General features: G+C 65.7%; 15 protein-coding genes. 7 read left to right on the top strand and 8 right to left on the bottom strand.

The window, feature by feature from the left end:
* Nucleotides 1-451 (top strand): Lrp/AsnC family transcriptional regulator (locus tag P3W85_RS22355; RefSeq protein WP_276266383.1); only part of this gene is annotated, 451 nt, incomplete at its 5' end.
* A 350-nt stretch (nt 452-801) separates the two neighbouring features.
* On the opposite strand, the gene P3W85_RS22345 is transcribed toward P3W85_RS22355, so the two are convergent.
* The gene (locus P3W85_RS22345; protein WP_276266382.1) at nt 802-1,695 is read right to left on the bottom strand and encodes a DMT family transporter; all 894 of its coding nucleotides are present in this window, start codon (nt 1,693-1,695) and stop codon (nt 802-804) included.
* A gap of 131 nt (nt 1,696-1,826) precedes the next feature.
* Here P3W85_RS22345 and P3W85_RS22340 point away from each other — a divergent pair, with 131 nt between their 5' ends.
* The 3 genes from P3W85_RS22340 (at nt 1,827) to P3W85_RS22330 (ending at nt 7,815) form a co-directional block, all read left to right on the top strand.
* The gene (locus tag P3W85_RS22340; RefSeq protein ID WP_346430279.1) at nt 1,827-2,621 is read left to right on the top strand and encodes an AraC family transcriptional regulator; all 795 of its coding nucleotides are present in this window, start codon (nt 1,827-1,829) and stop codon (nt 2,619-2,621) included.
* A 276-nt stretch (nt 2,622-2,897) separates the two neighbouring features.
* Nucleotides 2,898-4,052, top strand: a complete 1,155-nt coding sequence (locus tag P3W85_RS22335; protein WP_276266380.1) for an EAL domain-containing response regulator — start codon at nt 2,898-2,900, stop codon at nt 4,050-4,052.
* Nucleotides 4,053-4,065: 13 nt separating this feature from the next.
* Nucleotides 4,066-7,815, top strand: a complete 3,750-nt coding sequence (locus tag P3W85_RS22330) for a transporter substrate-binding domain-containing protein (protein ID WP_276266379.1) — start codon at nt 4,066-4,068, stop codon at nt 7,813-7,815.
* Nucleotides 7,816-7,886: 71 nt separating this feature from the next.
* On the opposite strand, the gene P3W85_RS22325 is transcribed toward P3W85_RS22330, so the two are convergent.
* The 7 genes from P3W85_RS22325 to P3W85_RS22295 form a co-directional block, all read right to left on the bottom strand.
* Nucleotides 7,887-8,516 carry a response regulator transcription factor gene (locus tag P3W85_RS22325; protein WP_017229004.1) on the bottom strand — a complete coding sequence of 210 codons (630 nt, stop codon included), beginning with the start codon at nt 8,514-8,516 and terminating at the stop codon, nt 7,887-7,889.
* A 115-nt stretch (nt 8,517-8,631) separates the two neighbouring features.
* Nucleotides 8,632-11,946, bottom strand: coding sequence for a hybrid sensor histidine kinase/response regulator (locus tag P3W85_RS22320; protein WP_276266378.1), 3,315 nt, complete (start codon nt 11,944-11,946; stop codon nt 8,632-8,634).
* A gap of 365 nt (nt 11,947-12,311) precedes the next feature.
* Nucleotides 12,312-13,331 (bottom strand): fimbrial protein, encoded by a 1,020-nt coding sequence (locus P3W85_RS22315; RefSeq protein WP_276266377.1) that lies wholly within the window; start codon nt 13,329-13,331, stop codon nt 12,312-12,314.
* A 115-nt stretch (nt 13,332-13,446) separates the two neighbouring features.
* A complete protein-coding gene (locus tag P3W85_RS22310; RefSeq protein ID WP_276266376.1) occupies nt 13,447-15,969 on the bottom strand; it encodes a fimbria/pilus outer membrane usher protein in 2,523 nt (840 codons plus the stop codon).
* Nucleotides 15,970-16,093: 124 nt separating this feature from the next.
* Nucleotides 16,094-16,807, bottom strand: a complete 714-nt coding sequence (locus tag P3W85_RS22305; protein ID WP_276266375.1) for a fimbrial biogenesis chaperone — start codon at nt 16,805-16,807, stop codon at nt 16,094-16,096.
* 60 nt (nt 16,808-16,867) lie between these two features.
* A complete protein-coding gene (locus tag P3W85_RS22300) occupies nt 16,868-17,464 on the bottom strand; it encodes a fimbrial protein (protein ID WP_276266374.1) in 597 nt (198 codons plus the stop codon).
* A gap of 1,032 nt (nt 17,465-18,496) precedes the next feature.
* Nucleotides 18,497-19,093, bottom strand: coding sequence for a helix-turn-helix domain-containing protein (locus tag P3W85_RS22295; protein ID WP_276266373.1), 597 nt, complete (start codon nt 19,091-19,093; stop codon nt 18,497-18,499).
* Between the two features lie 88 nt (nt 19,094-19,181).
* On the opposite strand from P3W85_RS22295, the gene kbl reads away from it, so the two are divergent.
* The 3 genes from kbl (at nt 19,182) to P3W85_RS22280 (ending at nt 23,249) form a co-directional block, all read left to right on the top strand.
* On the top strand, nt 19,182-20,384 hold the full coding sequence (kbl, locus tag P3W85_RS22290) for a glycine C-acetyltransferase (protein WP_276266372.1): 1,203 nt from the start codon (nt 19,182-19,184) through the stop codon (nt 20,382-20,384).
* Nucleotides 20,381-21,355 carry an L-threonine 3-dehydrogenase gene (locus tag P3W85_RS22285; RefSeq protein ID WP_276266371.1) on the top strand — a complete coding sequence of 325 codons (975 nt, stop codon included), beginning with the start codon at nt 20,381-20,383 and terminating at the stop codon, nt 21,353-21,355. The genes kbl and P3W85_RS22285 overlap by 4 nt, the downstream gene beginning before the upstream one ends.
* 475 nt (nt 21,356-21,830) lie before the next feature.
* Nucleotides 21,831-23,249, top strand: coding sequence for an amino acid permease (locus P3W85_RS22280; protein WP_017228992.1), 1,419 nt, complete (start codon nt 21,831-21,833; stop codon nt 23,247-23,249).
* The last annotated feature ends 8 nt before the right edge of the window (nt 23,250-23,257 follow it).

Raw genomic sequence — 23,257 nt, 5'->3', positions numbered from 1 at the left:
TGCCGATGAAACGCGCCTGGTCTCGGTGCTCGCCTCCGACGGCAGGGCGAGCCTGAGCGCGCTCGCGGAGGCTTGCGGCGTTAGCGAGCCAAAGGTGCAGCGCGTCATGAGCGGTCTCATCGAGCGCAATGCGCTGACCTTCAGGGTCGAGCTGGAGCCCTCGCTGGTCGGCTATGAGGTCGAGGCGATCCTGTCGGTCCAGACCCAGCCAGGCCTGGCCGATCGCATTGCGCTGGACCTGGCGCAGGACAAGCACACCCGATGCCTGTTCGGTACGAGCGGCCGATCGCAGCTGTTCTGGCACGTGCTGTGCCGGGACATCCGGGATCTGTGGGCCGTCTCGACGGATCGCATTGGTTCTCTCGGTGGTGTCTTTGCGTGCGATGTCAGCACCGTGGTCCGCGCGTATAAGCGCGCCGGCCGAGTCCGCTGCGGGCGCAGGGTAGAGTAAGAGCCGTCTGGGGTTGCGTGCCGATGTCGCTGCCGCAGCGTACTGCCGATAGAAGCTCCACCTTCAGCGAGGCCGTCTATCCCGGCCCTGGATTCGGCCCTGGCTTCGCCATCACCCAGGATCTGGCCCGTACCATGATGCCTGGCGGCGCCGGTGACTCCTTCTGGGGCGGCGGGGCCAGCACCGCCTTCTGGATCGACCCGGCGGAGGATCTGATCGTGGTGTTCATGACCAGTTCCTTCCCTCGACCGCCTGCAAGGTCCGCAGGGATCTGCGCCAGTGGGTCTACCGCGCCATTTCCGATAGTGGCCGGGCCTGGCCCGCCGGCGTGTACGGCAGGCGCCCGTCGTTCACGTCCTGGTCGCCTGCAGCCTCAGCGGTACCGTCCACAACTCGGCCAGCAGGACGCCTGCCACCGTCAGCACGCCGCCGACGGCGTGATACACCGCGAGCGACTCGCCGAGCATGGCCGCCGCGATCAGCGCGGTGAACAGCGGGATCAGGTTGAAGAACATGCTCGCGCGGCTGGGGCCGATATGGGCGACGGCGTGCATCCACACCAGCGGCGCGACCATCGAGGCCATCAGCCCGGCGAAGCCCACCAGCGGGAGATTGGCCGCCGATAGGCCCATCTTCGGCGTGGCCAGGTACAGCGGCAGCAGGGCGGCGACAGCCACCACGATCTGCAGGTAGAGCAGTTGCAGCGCCGGCACATCCTTCATTTTCCAGCGTTTGAGCAGGATGACGTAGACCGCGTAGGCCAGCATGGCCAGCAGCATCAGTCCGTCGCCCAGGTTGGCGCCGCCTGTCAGCAAGCTGGCGGGATCGCCGGACGATACGACCAGCAGCACGCCGGCAATCGACAGCACGGACCCGGCCACGGCGCCGGCGTTCAGGCGCTGGCCCAGCATCAGGATGGACAACGACAGCACCATCATTGGCGTGAGCGAGCCGATGATGCCCATGTGCGTGGCCGTGGTCATGTAGGCCGCGTAGTAAGCCAGGCATTGGTAGGCCACCATGCCGAGCAGGCCAAGCACCGCGATCCGGCCGAGATGCGGGCGGATCGCCGGCCAGTTGCGCAGCACCGGGCGCAGCGCCAGCGGCGTGAAGAGCAGGGCGGCCAGCAGCCAGCGATAGAAGCTGATCTCGGCCGGCGCGATCGTACCGGCCGCCATTTTGCTGACGACGGTGTTGCCCGACCAGATCAGGACAGCCAACAGCGGAAAGGCATATTGCCACATGGGAGCTTTCCCTTATGTGAATGGATCGCTATCATGAGCGCGTCCGCGTTGATGCATATAGCTCAAATAGGACAACTCGTCCGGGATTCCGGACTTCTTTGTGCTTTGTCTTGCGACCAACCCGATCTGCCATGCCCGACCAGCGGCGCTTCTTGCCAATCCAGGATGTCGAAGGGATGGAAGGTCCCTTTTACCTGCGCTATGACGAGTTCGGGGCCGACATGCAGGCCGAGGCGCACAGTCACAGCTGGGGCCACCTCAACTACGCCGCGCACGGCACCATGCAGATGGAAACCGATGGCCTGCGGCTGCTTTCGCCACCGCAATACGCGGTGTGGATCCCCCCGGCGGTGGTGCACAGCTGCACGTTGCGGCACGCGATCGTCTATCGCTCCATCTACATTGAACCCGGACTGTGCGCGCAACTGCCGGCCGAGGCCTGCATGATGCGCATCAGCCCGATCGTCAAGAGCGTGCTGGCGGATTTCGCCGCGCGCGGCGTGCATGTGCCGCGCACGCCGGCCGACCTGCGCCTGGCGTACGTGGTGGTCGACCAGCTCGCGAAGGCGCCGGTGCAGCGCTGCTACCTGCCGGCGGCGGCGACACCCGCGCTGATCGCCGTGCTGGAGGCGCTGCAGGCCGATCCCGGCGACCATCGCTCGCTGGCCGAATGGGCCGCCAGCGTCCACATGACCGAACGAACGCTCGCGCGCCGTTGCCAGCAGGAACTCGGCATCTCGTTTGGCGACTGGCGGCAGCGCCTGCGCTTTCTGCGTGCCATCGATGCGCTGGAGGCCGGCCGCGGCGTGCAGGCGATCGCATTCGATCTCGGCTACAGTACGGCCTCCGCCTTTATCGCGATGTTCCAGCGCGAGGCCGGCTGCACGCCCGAACAGTATCGGCGGGAGTTCTGCGGTATCGCGTGATGCCGGTGCCCGCCCGGTGCGGCCCGGATGGCAAATTGCCGGTGCGGCCCGGATGGCAAATTGCCGGGGCGGCGCAACGCCGCACCATGCCGGCAGCATCAGGCTTGAGATTTTTCCTACATAAAATAGGAAAAATCCGCATGCACGCAGGAACCCTCCTATAGAGGGGGTGACCGTTCCAGGGAATACTGGTCCGTTCCACCGACCTCTTTCCTTCCCATGCAGAACCTGAGCCTACTCGTTGTTGAAAACCAGCCGCTGCAGCGGCAGGCAGCCGTGGCTTCCCTGCTCAGCGCGGGCGCCGGCCAGGTCCATCAGGCTGCCCATGGAACCGAGGCACTGGAGCGCCTCGAGCGCTGCGGTGGGGTGGATGTGGCGATCTGCAACCTGCGCAATCCCGGCATGGACGGTGCGGCCTTCCTGGGCTTGCTGGGCCGCAGCGGCCTGGCCAGGGCCGTCATGCTTTGCGAGGAGGCCGATGCGAGGCTGCACAGCGCAGCCGTCTCGATGATCCGATGCTTCGATCTGGCCTTCGCTGGCGATCTCGGCATGCCGCTCGATCCGGCGCGCCTGCGCCGGCAACTGCAGCGCTTCACGGCATGCGGCAGCGCCCAGGCGCCGCCGCCCAGCCTGCCGGTCCAGCCTGCTGTGCCGCAACCCTCGATCGAAGACATCCGGCTTGGCCTCGCCAGGGGCGAGTTCGTTGCGCATTACCAGCCCAAGTTCTGGCTGCGCAGCGGCGAGATGAACGGTGCCGAAGTATTGGCCCGCTGGGAGCACCCACGCCTGGGGCTGCTCGGTCCGGCCAGTTTTCTCCCCACCATGGAAGCCAGCGGCCTGATCGACACGCTCTTCGTGCAATTGCTGGAGCAGGGACTTGCCTTGCAGCGCGAACTGGCACGCTACGCCGTGCAGATCGAACTCGCGTTCAACGTGCAGGCCTCGCAGCTCGCCCGGCGCTTCTTCGCGGAGAGGATCCGCTTCGCCCTGGCGCAAAAGCAGCTCCCGGCCAGCGGCCTGACGTTCGAAGTCACCGAGACCGGCGAGATCGGCGGCGCAAGCCACGAGGCCGGCCAGATGGCCTGCAGCCTGGAAAACATGCTGCGGCTAAGGCTGATGGGATGCGGCCTGGCGCTGGACGATCTCGGCAAGGGCCACTCGTCGCTTGCCCGTCTTTGCGATTACCCGTTCAATCAGGTCAAGCTGGACGCCGCGTTCGTGCACAAGCTGGACCATTGCCAGGCCAGCCGCGCCGTCATCGGCGCAGCGGTGGCGCTGTCGCAAGCGATCGAGGCCCAACTGGTGGCCGAAGGCGTGGAGACCGCTGTGCAAAAGCGCGAACTCCTCGCCATGGGCTGCGAGATCGGCCAGGGCTTTGCGCTGGCGATGCCCATGCCGGGGCAGCGCTTCCTGCGCTACTGCATGGAATAGGGCCGCAGCCACGATGCCGGGTTTTTTTACCTCCTTCCTGTCGGTATTCGTTGCGCTCGCCATCTCGATGGCCATGGGCGGCGCCTGCGCGCAGGCCGGCATCCAGCCGGCGCCCAGTCTGCAGTTGCAGAGCCATCTGCCGCTGGAGCGCCGGGAGGTTCCGCTATCCGCCGCAGACTGGACCTGGCTCAGGGGCAAGCCATCGCTCGTGCTGGGCGTACCCGGCCCCGGCTTGCCGCCGCTGGATATCGCCTATGGCGGCGATTTCGAAGGGATCACGGCCGATGTCATGGCCCTGCTCAGGCAACAGCTGAGTATCGAGATCGAGGTCCGCTATTTTCCAGACCGGGCCAGCGCCATCCAGGCGTTGGCGGACGGCCGCATCGACCTGCTGGCCAGCGCCAACAGCTTCGAGCAGGACAACCACGGGCTGATGCTCAGCCGGCCCTACGCCGCCGACCAGCCCTCGCTGTTCAACCGCGGGGCGGGCGCCTGCCGGCGCTCGGACGACCTGGCGGGCAAGACCGTCGCGATGGGGCAGGACTACCTGCAAGGCGAGACGCTGCAAAAACGATATCCCAAGGCCAGCTTCGTGCGCTACCCGTCCAACACCCAGGCCATGGCGGCCGTGGCGTTCGGGCAGGCGGACCTGTACCTCGGCGACGCGCTGTCTGCCTCTTACCTGATCAACCAGGGCTACTTCAGCAACGTGCGCTTCGAACGCTTTCTCCCGCTCGACACCAGCGGCTTCGGCTTCGCCATGCAGCCCGGCGACGCGCGCCTGCGTCGCATCGTCGACACCGCCCTGGAATCGCTGGGCAAGACCAAGCTCGACCGCATCACCAAGCGCTGGGCCGGCGAGGGTGCCGTGCTTCCCGGACAGGTGCTTGACCTCAGCCCTCAGGAACAGCGCTGGATCGCCCGCCACCCGGTCGTCCGGCTGGCCGTCAACGATGATTTTGCCCCAGTGGCCTTTTTCGACGCCAACGGAGGCTTCAATGGCATCGCATCCGACTTGCTCCAGACCATCGCCTTGCGTACCGGGCTGCGCTTCGAGATAGAGCGGACCGGCAGTTTCGCCAGCCTCCAGCGCGCCCTGGCCAGCGGCCGTGCCGACCTGAGCCTCCTGATCCCGAGCCCCGAGCGCGAGGACTCGCTGCGTTTCAGCCGTCCCTTCCTGGCCAGTTCCTTCGTGCTGGTGACGCGCAAGGGCCAGCCCGTGACCAGCGCCAGCCTGCGGCAGGGCCCAGGCAAGCGCGTGGCCATCGCCCAGGGGCATCTCGCCATCGAGCGCATGCGCGCCGCCTACCCGGAAGCGCGCATCGTCACCGCGTCCACGATACTGGACACGCTGCGCATGGTGGCCGCAAACGAAGCCGACGCGGCAGTGCTTACCCTCAACACCGCCCGCTACTACATCGGCAGGCTCTACGATGACAAGCTCGCCATCAGCGGCCTGATCGACAACGACGCGGCACCCCTGAGTTTCGCCATGCGCCGCAGCGACACGGAACTGCAGTCGATCCTGAACAAGGCGATACAGGCCTCCGCCCCCCACGAGCTGCAAGCCAGCATCAGCCGCTGGCGTTCGGATACGGTGATGGTCGGCCAGACCTGGCGGGACTACCGCCAGACCATCGCCATCATCGTCGGCGGCGCGCTTGTGCTGCTGGCGCTGTTCCTGGCCTGGGTCTTCCACCTGCGCGGGCAGATCCGCAAACGCATCCGCGCCGAACAGGCCTTGAGCGACCAGTTGCAGTTCATGCAGACCTTCACCAACGGCCTGCCCAATCCGGTGTATGTGCGCGACTGCCAGGGCCGCATGCTCTCCTGCAACCGCCGCTACGAGGAGGTGCTCGGCATTGCCGCCGGGCAAGTGCTGGGGAAAACCGCGCTGGATTTGCCGCCCAGCCACTTTGAGGCTGCCCCGCTGTTCCACGCGTGCTACCTGCGCGCGATCGCGGACGATGAGCCGATCCGGCAGCAGCGCGCCGTGCATATCCGTGGCACGCTGGTCTGGATCGACCACTGGATCCAGCCGTTCAGGGACGCATCGGGCGTGATGAAGGGAGTGATCGGCGGCTGGCGGGAAATCACCGAGCAGCGGCGCCTGATCGGGGAACTGGAACAGGCGAAGCATCTGGCTGACCAGGCCAGCCGTGCAAAGACGACCTTTCTCGCGACCATGAGCCATGAAATCCGCACGCCCATGAACGCCGTGATCGGGATGCTCGAACTCGCGCTGGAGCGCGCCGGCACCGGTGTGTTCGACCGCACCGCCATCGAGACCGCCTATGCCTCGGCCAACAGCCTGCTTGCCCTGATCGGCGACATCCTCGACATCGTGCGCATCGAGTCAGGACACCTGAGCCTGGCGCCCGCCCGGGCCAACCTGCGTGAACTGGCCGAGTCCGTGGCCAGCGTCTTCGAAGGTCTGGCCCGCCAGAAGGGCATCGATCTGGTGCTGGAGATGGATTCCAGCGTCAACCGCGAGGTGCTGGTCGATGCCACGCGCTTCAAGCAGATCCTGTCCAACCTGGTCAGCAATGCCGTCAAGTTCACCGATCATGGCTTCGTCAGGATCCGGCTTGGCTGCCAGCCTCTCGATGCCGGCCATGTGCAGGTCGCACTCTCCGTACAGGACAGCGGAATCGGCATCGCGCCGGCCGACCAGCGGCAGCTGTTCCGTCCCTTTGCCCAGGTCGCTTCGTCGCCCGGCCATGTCCAGAGCGGGACGGGGCTTGGCCTGGCGATATGCCAGTCTCTGTGCGAGATGATGGGTGGAACCCTGAGCCTGCAGAGCGCCAAGGGCCAGGGCACGCAGATCGACGTGACGCTGAAGCTGAATGGCCTGGCACCCAGCGCGGCCACTCCCCCGGCGCTGGAAGGCCACGCGGGCGGTACGGCACCCTTGCCGGCCCCGAGGGCGCCCAGTTCGGGGCAGCGCCTGCGCGTCCTGGTCGCGGACGACGACGCGGTCAGCCGCGCGCTGATTTGCCAGCAGCTTGTCTTTCTGGGGCATCGCGCCGTCGTCGCCGTGGACGGCGGGCGCGCCTTGCAGCGGTGGCTGAGAGGCAGCTTCGATGCCGTGATTACCGATTGCCACATGCCGGTCATGAAAGGCCCCGAACTCGCGCGGGCCATCCGGCAGCGGGAGCACCAGCAAGGGCGGGCGCCGTGCCTGATCCTGGGCCTGACGGCCGACGCGCAGAAGGAGGGGATTGCAGGCAGCATCGACGCCGGCATGAACGCGTGCCTGGTCAAGCCGATCGGCCTGGACGTATTGCGGGAACAGCTGGCTGCGGTCGTGCCCGTGTCAGGCAGGCGGCGATTGCGCCCGGGCAGGGATGGAGATGGGGATGGCGGCACCGCTCTGGCGGCAGGCGCACCGCCGCCTGCCGTCCGCACCTTGCCGGAGGGGCTCCGGGAGATCACGGTGCTTGCCGACGGCAACCCGGTACTGTTGCGCAGGCTGATCGACGAAGTGTTGCGCACCAGCAAGCAGGATCGGGAAGCACTGGCCCCGCTGGCAGGCGCGCAGGATGCAAGCGCGCTCGCAGCGTTGGCTCACCGGATCAAGGGTAGCGGCCAGATGCTGAAGCACGGCGCGCTGGTCGAGGCCTGCGTGCGGCTGGAGACAGTCTGCCGCGACGATGTCCTGTCCGTGCCGCGCCTGCAGGAAGCCGTCGCGGCCGTGGCGCGCCAGATGGCCGCGATGGAGAAAGCCTTCCGGCACCATCGTGCCACCGTTCCCGAGGCTTGAGGAGAACGAGGGGGATGACGCGGACGAGAAAGGCTAAGCGGTCCGGCAAGCCCGGCCGGTGGCGAGAAGGATCAAACGAGTCCGTTGCGTTTCGCTATCTCAACCATCGCCACCAGGTTGGAGACATTAAGCTTGCGCATCAGGCGCACCTTGTAGGTGCTGACGGTCTTGTGGCTGATCAGCAGATCTTCGGCGATTTCCTGATTGCTGAGGCCTTTTGCCAGCAATTTCAGGATTGTGATTTCGCGGTCGCTCAAGCTGGCGATCAGATCCTGTTCCTTGCCGGCGGCCTGCCCGCTCTCCCGCAGCATGCTGACGGCGCTCTCGGGAAAATAGATGTAGCCGGACAGCACGGCTCGCACCGCCGCCACCAGTTCGTTGAGGTCATCGTCCTTGCTGACAAAGCCGGCGGCGCCGGCCTGCAGGCAACGTATGGCGAAATTGCGCGGATCGCCCGAGGTCAGGACCAGGGTCTTGACCCGGGTATCGGTGGCCTTGAAATGAGAAATCACGGCAAAGCCATCCATCTTGGGAATCCCAAGGTCCAGAATCACCAGGTCTGGAGAATGCTCGCGGACAGCCTGAATGCATTCGGAGCCGCTGGTGCACTCCGCGACGATGGTGTGTCCCTCTTTCTCGAGCATCAGCCGGACGGCGACGGAAATCAAAGGGTGATCATCGACAATGACGATTCGGCTCATTTATTACTTCCTATATTCGATCAGGTGCGCATGCATCCGCGATGCAAGAAAACCGTCAGCCTCCGGCATCACCCGGCAAGCAAGGCGGTGAGCTTAGCACAGGCGTTTCATCTGCTCACAGGTGTTGTATAGCCGTCTCGATCCGGGCGACCAGGTCATGCAGTTCCGCATCCTGGGCGAGCGGCACGCCGTCGGCGAGGCCGGTTTCCGTCTGGCTGCAGGCGGCCACCAGTGCCTGGGCCTGGGCAACTGCCAGCGCACCGCGGATGCGATGCAGCAGGCGGCGGACTTCGCCCGTGTCGTCGCGGCCGATCGCCGCATTGATGGCATCCAGATCCTCCCGCATGGTGTTCACGAACACCGCCAGCAAGCCCTCCGGCACCTGGATACCGTCGCCGGTGGCCGGCGTCGCGGCGGGGGGAGGGCCTGGCGGCCCGGACCGCGCGGGCCCATCCGCCGTTGCGCTCCCGCGCGGTCCCGCGGCCTTGCGCAGGCAGGCATGGAGCGTCTGCAGGCTCATCGGCTTGGTCAGCCATCCGTTCATTCCCGCGGCCAGGCAGCGCGCTTCCTCGTCGCGCATGGCGTTGGCGGTCACGCCGATGATGGGGATGGCGGGATCGCGCTGCCGCAAGGCCCGGGTCAGCGCATAGCCGTCCATGACCGGCATGCCGACGTCGGTCAGCACGATATCGATATGGCCGGCCTTGCCGGCCGCCTCGTCCATGCAGCGCAGGGCTTCCTGGCCATTGCGGGCGGCGACGACCACGCAGCCCAATTGTTCCAGCTGCTCGCCGAGCAGCGTGCGGTTGATGGGATTGTCCTCCGCCACCAGCACGCGCAAGCCGAGCGCCTGCCGGCGCGGTGCCCGCTTGCCGGCCGCCTGCGGCCCTGGCATGGCCGGCGTGGCCCCGTGCGCGGCCACGGCCAGCGCACGGCACAGGTCCGCCAGGCTGTGCAGATTGACCTGCCACCCCTGCGCGCAGGGCTGCGGCTCCAGTTCCGCATCGTGGCTGCCCAGCACCCGCACGCCTTGCCAGTCCATGGGGGGCAGGAACTCGGGCAGCAGTTCGAGCAGCAGGCCGGAGCGGGCCGCCGTTTCGCCCTCGGGTGCCACGGGGGCGGCGACCGCGCCCCAGCTTTCCAGCCACCTGCACAGGCTGCCGGTCAGTTCGGGGGAGGGCGAGCGGACATGGATGGTCTCACGCGGCAAGCGCGCCTCCCCGCCAAGCGCGGGCGCGGATTCGACTTCCCGCAAGGTCAGCCCCAGGCCGAAACTGCTTCCGAGCCCGGGCGCGCTGGCCACGTCCAGCGATCCGCCCATCATCTGGCAAAGGCGCAAGCAGATCGACAAGCCCAGCCCGGTGCCGGTCACGGCATGATGCCGCCCCTCGTCAGCCTGGTAGAAAGGCTCGAACAACCTGGCCTGCTGCTCTTTCGGGATGCCCGCGCCGGAATCCACCACCTGCCACTCCAGCCTCACCTGTCCCTCGGCTTGCGCCGGCCGCTCGCCCATCCGCAGGTGCAGGACGACGCGCCCCGTCTCGGTGAACTTGATCGCATTGCTGATCAGGTTGCTCAGGATCTGGCGGATCCGCGTGCTGTCGCCAGACACCCTTGCCGGTATGTCAGCCGCTATGCAGCTGTAGAGCTGCAAGCCCTTCTCGTGCGCCAGGGCAGCATAGTTGCGCACCGTTTCCTCGGCCAGCGCCAGCGGGCTGAAGACCTCCGGCTCCAGCGGCATCTGGCCGGCCTCGATCTTCGAGATGTCGAGAATGTCGCTGATCAGCTGCAGCAAGATATCGGAAGAACTGCGGATGGTGTGCAAATAGCCCTGCTGGCGCGCATCGAGCGGCGTCAGGCCGAGCAGCTCCAGCGTGCTGACCACGCCGTACAGCGGCGTGCGGATCTCATGGCTCATGGTGGCGAGGAAGCGGCTCTTGGCCGCATTGGCCTCGTCCGCCGCGGCGCGGGCCCGACGCAGCGCCGACTCGGCCTGGCGGTGGGCCGTGATGTCGTTGAACGCGCACAGCAGCACGCTGGCGCCTTCGTACTGCGCCGGCGCCCAGCGCGCGTGCAGGAACAGCCCGCCGGCTATCACGCAAGCCTCGCCGCGCACCGGGGCGCCGGCCTCGAACAGATGCCAGTCGCGCACCAGCGCGGCGATGGCCCCGGGCCCGCCCAGCCATGCCTGCGTCAGCGCGTTCTGCGTGATCACCGCGCGCCCGCTGTCGCCCAGCACGCACAGCGCCACCGGCGCGGTCTCGATGATGGCCCGGTTGAAGGCATGACTGTCCTGCAGCGCGCGATGTGCCGCGCTGGCGGGAAGTACCACGCGCCGCCGGTACCAGCGCCTCAGCCCCCAGCCGCCGCCGAAGATGGCCAGCAGCCCCAGCCCCCACTTCAGAATCGCCCAGCGCTCGTCGCGCAGCACCTGCCGGTACGGGACCAGATAGGCCGCCTGCCAGCCCTGGCCGCCTGCCTCGCCGAGCCGGACCAGCAAGCCCTGCCGCGTCAGGTGGATGCCGTCGGCATACTGCCGCACCCACTCCGCGCTGCCGCTCAGCACGCGGCCATCCGGACCGAGCAGGTGCAGCGCCTCGTAGGTCGGCACATTGAGCAGGCGGTCGATGCTGTCGAAGTCCAGCACGGCGACGGCGGCCGTGCGGCGCGGCGCGGCCGCCGCCCACCAGAGTTCGTCCGGCACGCTGTCGGACACATAGGCCAGCAGTTCGGGCGTCGGGCCGCCCAGCAGTTGCCCGGCCGCCCGCCATTGGACCTGCAGCACGCCCGGCTGCGGCGGATCGGCCAGGATACGCTCGCGCACCGCCTGCAGCACGCGCAGGAAACCTTGGCGGCCGCGCGTGCCGGCCTCCGGCTGCGCATCGATCGACGGTACCGCCAGGCCCGCCAGGCTGTCGAGATCCGCCAGCAGCATCTGCGGCGCGAGGTAGCGCGAGCGGCTCCAGAAACTGCTGTAGAAGCTGCTGGCGATGAGGCCCAGGCCGAACTGCCGCTCGCGCGCCTCGGGGGCAAGCGGCAGCGCGTGCGTCCCCGGCAGGGCCAGCGCGAACGGCGTGGAAAAGGAGAACTGCTGCCCTTCGTAGATGTCCACGTCGCCGCGCGGCATCACGCGCAGCGTGGTCAGGTCGGCGCGCAGGCGGCGCGGCGTGGTCTGCGGGGCGGTCTGCGGCGCGGGCTCGGTGGCGCGGATGAACTGCAGCAGAAAGCGCTCGTGCTCATGGATATTGCCGGTCAGCCGCTCGAAATGCAGCTCGATCTTCCTCTGCTCGACCCCCAGCACGCGGGACAGGCCCCAGTACGTGGTACCGAGCAGCACCGCCGCCAGCCCCGCCACGGCCAGCAGGCCGGCATTCAGCCGCAGCGCGCTGCGGGCCAGTTCCTGGACTTTCGCTCCTCGAGCTTGCTTCATGCTGCCCCTGGGCGCCTTCGCGCCGATCCGCATGCCTTCGGCAGTGCCCAGGGAGCCCCATGCTCCCGGCCCGACACCACCGAGAGCCGCATTGTAGCGGGCGGCCGGATGCCGGCCAGGGTGCAGCATCCGAAACTTGACGTAGCGTGCCAATACGGTGGCCGGCGCGATTGCCGTGCCATGGATTATCTGTGGTGCTCCGTGCCCGCCGGTCCGCGACGCAAGTCCTCGCAACACCGGTCCGCCGGCCGGGGCAGGGCATCAGGCCAACGGCTTGCGGCGCACGACCGGCACCCGCTCATGGAAGATCGCCTTGTTCTGCGGCGGCAGCCGGTAGCTGACTGCGCAGCTATCGTTGCCGGGCACTATTGATAGCTCAGGGTGTAGGTCGCGACGGCGTTCGCGCTCCCCGACGTGATTTTCGGCGCCGTCTGTACATAGCGTGCCTGCAGGTCAATGGACATAGTGGCCTGCCCCTGCTTGACGGTACCCGCATACCATTGGTTGGTATTGCCAACGGCGCTGGAATCCGGCCCGTATCCCAGCACGACATCACCCTTGAGGATCTGGATGCCGACGCCGGTAGCCGCCGTCGCGTCCCTCGACAGTGAAAGGGTCGTCGAGGTGTTTCCCGGATTGGTGGCGTCGGTCAGCGTGACGAAGGCCCGGGTCGCCGTTTCCGCGTCGCCGCCCGAGCACCGCAGTTTGATCGAGAACGATTGGGGCGGGGCCGTCGATCCGACGCCGGAGAAAGCGGTCGCCGAAATCACGTGCCCCATGGGCACAGGGATGCTGGAGGGACTCTCGACCTTGCAGGTCGGAACCCTGGGTGTAACGATAAGCGGCGCAGCGAACTGGTATTCGACAAGTGTCTGGCCAGCTGCGTGGTCCGCTGTGTAGCGGGCGTAGGCTCCGGCCAATATGCCTGGTGCTGTGATGTTTCCTGTCTTGACCAGTTGTATCTTCGGCGCGTAAGCCACGTTCCAAGGGGCCGTCAACCATGGAAGAGGGCTGTCGACAAAGGGGAAGAACCTCCCATTGGGAGCCAGTATCCGTATTCCGATATTCGGGATGCTCGTTGGATAGATATTGTTAGCTCCCGGAGTGCCGATGCCGGTCACGTAAGTGCTTGTCACAGAAGAGCAGCGCGTGGTGGGGGAAGTTGAATTCTTCGCGTTCTTGAACGATAACCCTTGCGCAGTCGCCTCGTAGATTACTCCGCCCATGGGAATATCACCGGGGCTGAAGGGAGGCGGATTGAACCCCGATACCAACACTATGTAGTGGTCCTTTCCATCCGTTGTGTCGGCCGTGCAGGCCGCAAACGCCCAGATTGGAGCGAGCGCCAGGCAGAGCCCAGTAAAAGCCTTTTTTTTGGTAATCATTCACACCATCCACTTGATCTAGACGCGTTCAAAAAAAGCCGAAAAATGGCTCCACGGCCGCCGCCAGCGGCCGCTCTTTGGCGAACAGCCACGCAAAGCGCTTTCCGGATGCGGATCATTTGGCGCCGCCCACCGTGCCGGCGCGCGTGCAGGTCACCGGCTGGCGCTCGTAGGTCAGTTCCTTGTTCTGCGGCGGCAGCAGGTAGCTGACCGCGCAGCTATCGTTGCCCCAGCGCACGTCGATGCGCCCCTGCTCCGGAATGCCGAATGCCAGCAGGCGCGACTGGTTGTCCACCATGCCGATCAGCTTGTCCTTGGCATCGTAGGCCTGGGCGCCGAACGGCACCTTGCCTGACTTGTCCAGGCTCAGCTCGAACTGCACGCGGCGGCCCGTCTCGGCCTGGAAGCGCGTCTTGACCACGGCGCCGCGGGTGGGCACTACCATCTTGGCGTTTTCGGCGATCTCGGTCTGGGTGCCGATGCTGGACGGATCGATGTTGAGCCAGTTCACGCGATAGGGCTGCAGATAGGGCACCACGGCGTAGCCGCGGCGGTCGGTGCGGATCGTCTGCGAACCGCTCAGCGACACGTCGGGCACCTTCGGCACCTCGACCACGGCAAAGGTCTCGCCCACCGGCTGGCCCAGCGTCACGCCGCCGCCATGCACCACCAGGGAGCCCGACGCGCCCGCGTCGACGTGGCTGCCGGCGCGGCTCTGGCTCACGTTGCCGGTCAGCCTGGCCGTGGGCGTATCCCAGCCCAGGCTGACGCCGCCCGAGCCGCCGCCATCGCGGCTGTAGCCCGTCTGCACGCCATAGTTGACGGTGTTGCTGTCGTTCAGGTAGCCCGACACCCCGCCCTGCAGGTTGAAGTCGCCACCGTTGGACGACACCGCGTTGGCATAGGCACGGTGCGTGCTCGGCGCCTTGCCCAGCGGGATGCTGAGCGACAGGCTGACCTGCGTGCTCGGGCGCGCGTTGGCGCCGGAGTCGCGCGTGTGCGAGACCGCCACGCTGTAGCTGATGTCCTTGTAGCTGCCGCTGTAGCCAAGCTGCAAGCGGCGGCTGTTCCCCGCGCGGTTCCAGTAGCTCGTCTCGCCTACGCCGAGGTACAGGGAACCGCGCGACAGCGGCTGGTTGATGTTGACGTCGAGCCGGCTCTTCTGCCGCCGGAAACCGTAGCCATCGGTGTTGTCCTTCTCCTCGACGTGCTGGCTGAACGTACGATAGCCGTCCGTCGAATAGCGGTAGCCCACCATGGTGAACGTGGTATTGGTGGGATAGACCGTCTTCGAGTAGAGGAAGCGCAGGCTCTGCCCCTGCCGCTTGCCGTTGCCGGTGCGCGACTGGCTGTGGGTGACGTCCAGCGACACGCCGCCGATCGGCGTGTTGACGCCGGCGCCCAGCGCGAGCGCCGAGTAGCCCTCTGCCGCCAGCACGCCGCCGTAGCCGGTGAAGTCGTCCGACACACCGTAGACCAGCGTGCCCTGCACGAACTTGGGCCGCGAACGGCCGTCGGCCCGGTAGGCGCCGCCGGCCAGCGCATAGCGCAGGCTGCCGCGGCGCACCATCACCGGCATGTAGGAATAGGACTGGGTATAGCGCCGCACGCGGCCGTCGGCTTCGGTGATCTTGATCTCGAGGTCGCCGTTGGAGCCGCTGGAAGCGATGTCGTTGATCTCGAACGCGCCGGGCGGCACCGCCACCGAATAGATGACGTAGCCGTTCTGGCGCACCTCGACCACGGCATTGCTCTCGGCGATGCCGCGCACGACCGGCGCGAAGCCCATTTCGCTCTCTGGCAGCATGCCCAGGTCGGTACTCACCTGCGCGCCCAGGAAGCGCACGCTGTCGAAGATCTCGCCGGCCGTGTACAGCTCGCCCGCCGCGCCCTTGCCGCGCAGGCTGCGGATATCGTGCTCGACGTAGCTGCGGTTGCTGGAGAAGCGGGTGCCCGTGCCGCTGGAGCCGGTCAGGGAGGATTCGTTGCGAAAGCGCCAGCCGCCGAAGTTGACGCCGCTGCGCAGGCCGAGGTAATGGTAGTCGCTATGGTAGCCGCTGCCGTCGTTGCGGCTGTAGTTGGCCTGGTAATTGGTGTAGGCCGCGGGCACGCCGTCGTCCCATAGCGAGGGATCGACGTAGCCACGCGCGTTGCGCGCCACATAGGCCTGCGGCACGCTCAGAAGGAGCGCCAGCTTGTCGGATTCGAACTCGACCGAAGCGCCATCGGCCAGGGCGGCGAGATCCACGGCCGCGGCCTCGTCCGTGCCGGCCGCCACGCGCCCTTCCTTCTCCAGCCGCGCAACGTCGACACCGATCGCGCGCAGCAGCTTGAGCGAAATCGCCGGGCGCACGACACCCTCGGCGTCGGGGCTGAACAGTACCGTCTGCCGGCCGGCCGGCGCGTGGTTCAGGTAGACATCGACGTCGTAGCCGCCGGGCAGCATCGCGCTGCCCTTCTCGAAATAGTGCAGCGCGACCGGCCCGTCGCCTTTGCGCAGAAAGGACTCGTTGAATTCCACGGCATGGCCCGCCGCGGGCAGCACCAGCCCGAGCAGCGCCAGGCACGGCGCGCCGAACTGGGCGGCCACGCCGATCGCGATGGGTTTCCTGACGATTTCCTTTCTGACGATGACCATACCGAATCTCTTTGTAATGTGCCTCCTGGTCCACGCCCGTCGCCGGGCGCAAAGCAGCCTCCCGCCCCTTGCCGGGGCAGGGGAATGGCGAAGCGAAAAGCAGAAGGGGGTTAGGCTGGCGGCTTCAGGCGCCGGCGTCGCTGTCGTGCGCCGTGATGGCGCCGTAATCGTTGATGGTTTCGAAATGCACCTTGGCACCGGCGCCCGCCCCGGCCGGCAGGCCGTGTACGGTAAGACGGCGCGTGTCCGCCGGCGGCACCATCTGGGTGTCGACGGTGTAATCCTTGCTGCCGCTGCGCAGCTTGACCTCGGCCAGCGACACATGGAAGGCGGTGGGGTTGCTGACCTCGAGCTGCGCCTTGCCGTCCTGCGTGACCACGCGCCAGCGCAACTGCGCGGGCGCCTGCGCGACCTCACCCGGCAGCCCGGCCGGCCGGTAGAAGAACTTGATGCGCTGGCGCACGGCGATCTGCAGGGTGTTCTCGTCCTTGGCCTTCTGCGGGATCTCCTGCACGCTCAGCCAGAACACCGACTCGCGGTCGGTCGGCAGGCCCTGTCCGTAGTAGAGGATGCGCAGCGTCTGCTGCTTCTCGGGACCCATGCGGCTCAGCGCCGGCGTGATGGCGAACGGCACGTCGGCCTTGTCGTCGCCGGCGTCCATCCAGGTCTGCACCATGATGTCGGCCGGCGCGGTGTTGCGGATCAGCAGCGACGCCTCCTTGCTCGGCGCGGCCAGCACGACGCGGGTTCCGTCGAGCGTGATGCCTGCGAGCGAGGGGCCTGAAGACAGCAGCAGCGAGCCGGCCAGGGCCAGCCCAGCAAAGTGGAAACGTTTCATATTCGATCCGGTGGTTGCGGCGAGGGCGGGGAGCCCGGGGCCCCCCGCGTTGCCGTGGGATTACTCGTAGTTCAGCGTAAAAGGCAGCGTGCCGTTGGCTTCACCGGCCTTGATGTCCTTGTCGCCGTTCTTCACATAGGCCGCGCGCATCGACAGGTTGGCGGTGTAGACCGGGGCGTCGTCGGTACCGCCCTTGTTCAGCTTGCCCGTGATCATTTCGTTGCCGCTGAGGTTGAGCAGCTTGCCATCGCCGTTGTAGACGCCGATACCGACGCCCGTGGCATCGCCGACGGTCTTCAGCAGATGGTTATCGAAGGCGTCCACGCCCGAGCCGCCGACGGGGTCGAAACGCAGGCTGACGGTCTTCAGGTCGGTGCCGCTGGGGCCGCAGTTGAGGTCCAGGTTGATCGCGGTACCGCCCGCGATGCTGCCGCCGGCGCTGCCGCTCAGCGAATCGATGGCGACCTTGCCGAGCTTGACGTCGATGATCTGGTTGCCCTTGTTGCCGGTCACGTTGGTGCCGCTGCCGCCTTCGATGTTGCACGAGGCCGCCGTGATGGAGCCGGTGAAATTGATGGTGCCTTCAGCGGCCATTGCGGAGCCGGCCACGAGGGTGGTGGCGGCGATAACGAGCATCTTCTTGATGTTGGTGGACATGGTTTACTCTCCGGTTGTGTGAAAAATACTGCTCTCTCGATGAGAGTGATCATTATCGGAGGTGTCCGAATCTAAATGAATGAGACCGGTCCTACAGGGGAATTGATTTGTCCTACGAGCGTATGGATTAATCCTACAAGCATAAAAAATTGCAAAAAATAATCATATTTCCCGACCGACGGCTATTATCGCGCGGGTGCGTCATGTTCATTACCGAGACTGAATGCGCTTGGCTGGCGCGCTGGATTGCCCGCTGCCTGCTTGCGCGGGCGGGTACCCGGATATCGAGACGGCACAAGGCGAAGCGCCTGGCCTGACGGTCGTGCGGTTGTGCCAATCCGTTTCTGAATGCGGCACGCTCGACGGATTATTGGCGCCCGCCGCATTGTGCCCGCCGGCACTGGCGCGCCCGCGTTCCACTTTACCGTTCCGCCTGAATCGTCCCGTTCGGGACGACCGTCGTATGCGGTAATGGCGACGCAAATGGAAAATGGCGGAGCTGGCCGGCTCGCGCAGAAATCCACCGGGTCAGTGAGGAGGGGGCGTTTGCCTTCAATAAGGCAACGATAAAGGCAGCGATATTGCTATTGCCCCTATATTCGAGATCGGCTGCGCCGGGCCAGGCGGGGATGCCGATGACGCTACGGCACCATGATGCCCTGGCCTGCGAATCGCGCCCGATGCGGTGCTGCTTGCCGCCCGATGGCCTGACCGAAGCGCTTGGGGGCACGTGCCGGGTTCATCGGCGTTGCCGCGCTGGCGCAGCGGCTGCCGGGCGACGCGATGCTGTCCAATATGCTGCTGTTGCCGGGTTACGCGTGGCAGAGGGGCCGGATTCCGGTGCGTCGGGCGTCTTTGGCGGCGGTGCGCAGTCGAGCGCCGGCGTACGGACCGCCGTGCGCATCGGCATCCGTTGCAAGTTCCTACGAGGGTATCGGCGCTTTCGCGCGCGGGGCGTGACGCAGAAGATGCGGATCTCCGCGCTCGTGTTGCAGCGCTAGCGTGATCCTGCCGGCTTCCGATGAACGGCTGTCATTGGGCGTACTCGACGACCAGCAATGCCGTGGCTGTGGTTTTTCCAGGATTCGAAATGGCATGCTGAACATCCGCCGGATAGCGCGCGGACTCGCCGTGCCGGACTTTCTTCTCACTGGGGCCGGATTGGACGGTGACGCAGCCGCTCAGTATTGACAGATGTTCTTTCGAACCACTCTCATGCGGCTCGGATGCGAGTACGCCGCCGGGATGGATCGACAGTTCATACCATTCCACCCGGCTTGCAAGGTCCACCGGGCCGAGAATCTTCAACTCGCATTTGCCATCCGGGCTTCTGATCACCGGGATCGAGTGAGCAGGAATGACCGTCACGGTCGGCGCTGGCTTGTCGGCCTGCCCGCCGGAAAGGAACTCGGCCAGGCCAATCCCCAAGGCGTTCGCCAATCGCCACAAGACCGCTACCGTGGGATTGGCAAGATTCCGTTCAACCTGCGAAAGCATCGATTTGGATACGCCAGCACGCCGGGAAAGCTCGTCGAGAGAGAGCTTGCGTGCCTGGCGAAGCAATTGCAGCCTTGCTCCAATGACAGGGGGGCCTTCTGCGAACGCCTCCACCGGGGGGACTTGTGTCATGAAATGACATCCTGTAAAGTGAACAAAACGTTCGATATACAGAACACGTTCGGTTTATCGATCATCCTCAGTTTACAGGAGCACCGCTGTGCCGACAACAGACGCATTCTACGCAGCCATTCGCCAAGAGCTCGAGTCCATTGAGCAAGCCGGTCTGTTCAAGACCGAGCGTGTCATCGCCTCTCCCCAGGGCAGCCTCATCAGGACTGCCGATGGGAAGGAAGTCATCAACCTGTGCGCCAACAACTACCTGGGCCTGTCGTCCCATCCGGAGGTCGTGGAGGCTGCGCATCGCGCGCTCCGCGAGCGTGGTTTTGGCTTGAGCTCCGTCCGGTTCATTTGTGGTACGCAAGACCTGCACAAGTCGCTCGAGGCGCGTCTCGCGCGCTTTCTCGGCACCGAGGACACGATCCTTTACGGTTCGGCCTTCGATGCGAACGGGGGCCTGTTCGAGACGCTCCTTGGCCCGGACGACGCTGTCATCAGCGACGAGCTGAACCACGCGTCCATCATCGATGGCATCCGGCTCTGTAAAGCCAGGCGTTTCCGCTACAAGAACAATGATCTTGAGGACCTTCGCGAGCAGTTGAAGGCGGCCGATGCCGCAGGCGCACGTTTCAAGCTCGTCTTTACCGATGGCGTGTTCTCGATGGATGGCACGATTGCCCGGCTCGACGAGATCCGCGAGATCTGCGACGAGTTCGGGGCGCTCCTCGGGATTGACGAGTGCCATGCCACTGGCTTCCTTGGGCAGCGCGGCCGCGGCTCTCACGAACACCGTGGGATCTTCGGAAAGGTCGACATCATCACCGGAACGCTCGGCAAGGCGCTCGGCGGCGCCTCGGGTGGCTTTACGAGTGGGCGAAAGGAAGTCGTGGCATTGCTGCGCCAGCGCTCCCGGCCTTATCTTTTCTCGAACACGGTGGCGCCGTGCATCGTGGGCGCGACACTCAAGGTGCTCGACCTGCTCGAAGCCGATACCACGTTGCGGGACAAGCTCGAGCGCAATGCGCAGTACTTCCGCGGCAAGCTCGGCACACTGGGCTTCGACGTGAAGCCCGGCGACCACCCCATCGTTCCCGTCATGGTGTACGACGCGGAAAAGGCGCAGCGACTGTCCCGGCGTCTGCTCGAACTGGGCGTCTATGTCATCGGTTTCTTCTATCCCGTGGTCCCCAAGGGGCAAGCGCGCATCCGCGTACAGATCAGCGCCTTGCACGACAGAGCCGAGCTGGACCAGGCGTTGGAGGCGTTCGAGATCGCAGGCAAGGAACTGGGGATCATTCAATGACAAAGCCAGCCAGGATCCTGATCATTGGCGCCAACGGCCAATTGGGAACGGAATTGACGTCGGCGCTGGCCGATCGCTATGGCAAGCAGAATGTCGTCACGAGCGACATGGTGCCGCACGGCCGCCACCTGCACCTCACGCATGAAATGCTCGACGTAACCGATCGCGCGCAACTGCGCGATGTCATCGAGCGGCATGGGATCACCCAGATCTATCACTTGGCAGCCGCATTGTCGGCGACCGGAGAGAAATCGCCCACATGGGCGTGGCAACTCAACATGAACGGCCTGCTGAACGTGCTGGAGGCTGCGCGTCACCAGAAGCTCGACAAGGTCTTCTGGCCCAGTTCGATTGCGGCGTTCGGCCCGACAACGCCGCCGGACGCCACGCCCCAAAGCACCATCATGGAGCCCAAGACCGTCTACGGCATCTCCAAGCTGGCAGGAGAAGGATGGTGCCGTTGGTACTTTGAGAACCATGGCGTGGATGTCCGGAGCGTGCGGTATCCAGGATTGATTTCCTACAAGGCGCCTCCAGGCGGCGGAACCACGGACTACGCAATCGATATCTTCCATTCGGCGGTCAAGGGGCAACCCTATACCTGCTTCCTGGAGAAAGATGAAGCCCTGCCAATGATGTACATGCCGGACGCCGTTCGCGCGACGCTCGAGCTGATGGAGGCGCCTGCCGCCAGCCTCTCCGAGCGGGGAAGCTACAACCTTGCGGGCTTGAGCTTTACGCCTGGCGAGATCGCGAACGAGATCCGGCGGCATTGCCCGGGGTTCGATGTCAGGTACGAGCCTGATTTCCGTCAGGAAATTGCCAGTGGATGGCCTGACTCCATCGACGACTCGGTAGCCAGGCGGGATTGGAACTGGAGACCTGAATTCGGCCTCAAGGAGATGGTGGCCGACATGCTGAACAACCTGGCAACGCTGAACCAGGGTAGCGCCTTGGAATGCGTGAGCTGAGACCGGGTTGGCGCAGCAGGCAAAGCGAGGAACCTGGCCGCCGGCCAGCCTCGCGGCATGACAGCAGGCTGCGCGAAGATCGTTGCACGGTAGCGCAGGAAACACATTGACAGGGTTTAGACCCTGTGATAGAAGATCGCCTCGATTTCGGACGCTGGGATGCGTTGTCGGGGAATGAAGGCGATCAGGACGATGCGCGATGCCGCGCGAGCGATAGACAAGGCGCGAAGCGCCGGCCGCATCGATCCGAGTAAACGATTACCAGAGGAGACAACTCATGACCACGGCTGCAAATCCAGCAATCCGCCTTTCCGGCCGCCAGGGCCGGCTTCGACATCGGGGCGTTCATGCTGGCGCACTACCGGCGCGAAGCCGGGCAACCCATATCCGGACAGTCATGGCGGACCGGAACCAATTCACGGGTGAGAGCCGTGCGGGCGCTGACGAGCGTTCGCGGGTCTGAGAGGAGATCAATATGACTGACGTAAGGAAACTGCTCGACGAAGAGCGGGCCCACGAGGAGAAGGATCTCCATCGCGGACTCAAGGACCGGCACATCCAGATGATCGCCATCGGCGGCGCCATCGGGGTCGGACTGTTCTTGGGAGCGGGGCGCGCGATCGCCATCGCCGGCCCGGGACTGATGCTGAGTTATGCCATCGGCGGCGTGGCGATCTTCTTCATCATGCGCGCGCTGGGCGAGCTGCTGCTGTACCGCCCGGTGGCCGGGTCCTTTGCAACCTACGCCGAGGAGTTTGTCGGTCCCTTTGCCGGCTTCGCCACCGGCTGGTCGTACTGGTTCATGTGGGTGGTCACCGGGATGGCCGAGATCACCGCGGTCGCCGTCTACGTGCACTACTGGTTCCCGGACGTGCCGCAGTGGATACCGGCGCTGGTCACCCTGGCGGTGCTGTACCTGGTGAACTGCATCGCGGTCGCGGTATTCGGCGAGCTGGAATTCTGGTTCGCGCTGATCAAGGTGGTGACCATCGTCGCCATGATCGTGATCGGGCTGGCGATCATCTTCTTCGGTGTGACACCGCTCGGCCCGACGGCCAGCTTCTCGAACCTGTGGACGCATGGCGGCTTCATGCCGTTCGGGACGCTCGGCGTGGTGCTGACCTTGCAGATCGTCATGTTCGCCTACCAGGGCGTGGAACTGATCGGTGTCACCGCGGGGGAGGCGCAGAATCCCGAGAAGGTGTTGCCGCATGCGACCAACGGCGTCGTCTGGCGTATCCTGATCTTCTACGTTGGCGCGCTGATCGTCATGATGGCGCTGGTGCCCTGGAATGAACTGAAGCCCGGCGTCAGCCCCTTCGTCTACGTGTTCGAGAGGGTCGGCATTCCGGGGGCGGCCGCGATCGTCAATCTGGTCGTCATCACGGCGGCAGCCTCATCTTGCAACAGCGGCATCTTCAGCACCGGGCGCATGCTGTACACGCTGGCGCAGTTCGGTCAGGCGCCGCGCGCCTTCGGCAGGGTCAGCAGCAAGCATGTGCCGTCCACCGCCATCACGTTCTCGGCCGCGTTGATGGGCATCGGCGTGCTGCTCAACTACATCGTGCCGGAGCAGGTCTTCGTCTGGGTCACCAGCATTTCGCTGGTCGGCTCGCTGTGGACCTGGTCGATCATCATGATTGCCCACCTCGGCTATCGCAAGGCAATCGCCGCCGGCCGGGTCAAGGCGGTGGACTTTCGCATGCCTGGCGCGCCTTATGCCAACTGGCTGGTGGTCGCCTTCATGATCGCGGTTGCGGTGCTGCTGTCGCTCGATCCGGGTACCCGGGTGGCGCTCTACGTGGCACCCGTGTGGTTCGCGCTGCTCGGCATCGGCTATCGGCTCACCAAATCGCGTGCGCCGCTTGAGGGGCATGTCCAGAAGTCTGCCTGAGCGCTGTC

This window comes from Cupriavidus basilensis, assembly GCF_029335485.1.
GTDB lineage: Bacteria > Pseudomonadota > Gammaproteobacteria > Burkholderiales > Burkholderiaceae > Cupriavidus > Cupriavidus basilensis_E.
Note: the sequence above shows the minus strand (reverse complement) of the source record. Positions and strands in the feature narration are given on the sequence as shown.

Excerpts from the sequence above, each read along its gene's own strand:
- P3W85_RS22345 (WP_276266382.1), bottom strand. The coding sequence starts at position 1,695 with ATGTGGCAATATGCCTTTCCGCTGTTGGCTGTCCTGATCTGGTCGGGC.
- P3W85_RS22340 (WP_346430279.1), top strand. The coding sequence starts at position 1,827 with ATGCCCGACCAGCGGCGCTTCTTGCCAATCCAGGATGTCGAAGGGATG.
- P3W85_RS22330 (WP_276266379.1), top strand. The coding sequence starts at position 4,066 with ATGCCGGGTTTTTTTACCTCCTTCCTGTCGGTATTCGTTGCGCTCGCC.
- P3W85_RS22325 (WP_017229004.1), bottom strand. The coding sequence starts at position 8,516 with ATGAGCCGAATCGTCATTGTCGATGATCACCCTTTGATTTCCGTCGCC.
- P3W85_RS22320 (WP_276266378.1), bottom strand. The coding sequence starts at position 11,946 with ATGAAGCAAGCTCGAGGAGCGAAAGTCCAGGAACTGGCCCGCAGCGCG.
- P3W85_RS22315 (WP_276266377.1), bottom strand. The coding sequence starts at position 13,331 with ATGATTACCAAAAAAAAGGCTTTTACTGGGCTCTGCCTGGCGCTCGCT.
- P3W85_RS22310 (WP_276266376.1), bottom strand. The coding sequence starts at position 15,969 with ATGGTCATCGTCAGAAAGGAAATCGTCAGGAAACCCATCGCGATCGGC.
- P3W85_RS22305 (WP_276266375.1), bottom strand. The coding sequence starts at position 16,807 with ATGAAACGTTTCCACTTTGCTGGGCTGGCCCTGGCCGGCTCGCTGCTG.
- P3W85_RS22300 (WP_276266374.1), bottom strand. The coding sequence starts at position 17,464 with ATGTCCACCAACATCAAGAAGATGCTCGTTATCGCCGCCACCACCCTC.
- P3W85_RS22295 (WP_276266373.1), bottom strand. The coding sequence starts at position 19,093 with ATGACACAAGTCCCCCCGGTGGAGGCGTTCGCAGAAGGCCCCCCTGTC.
- P3W85_RS22285 (WP_276266371.1), top strand. The coding sequence starts at position 20,381 with ATGACAAAGCCAGCCAGGATCCTGATCATTGGCGCCAACGGCCAATTG.
- P3W85_RS22280 (WP_017228992.1), top strand. The coding sequence starts at position 21,831 with ATGACTGACGTAAGGAAACTGCTCGACGAAGAGCGGGCCCACGAGGAG.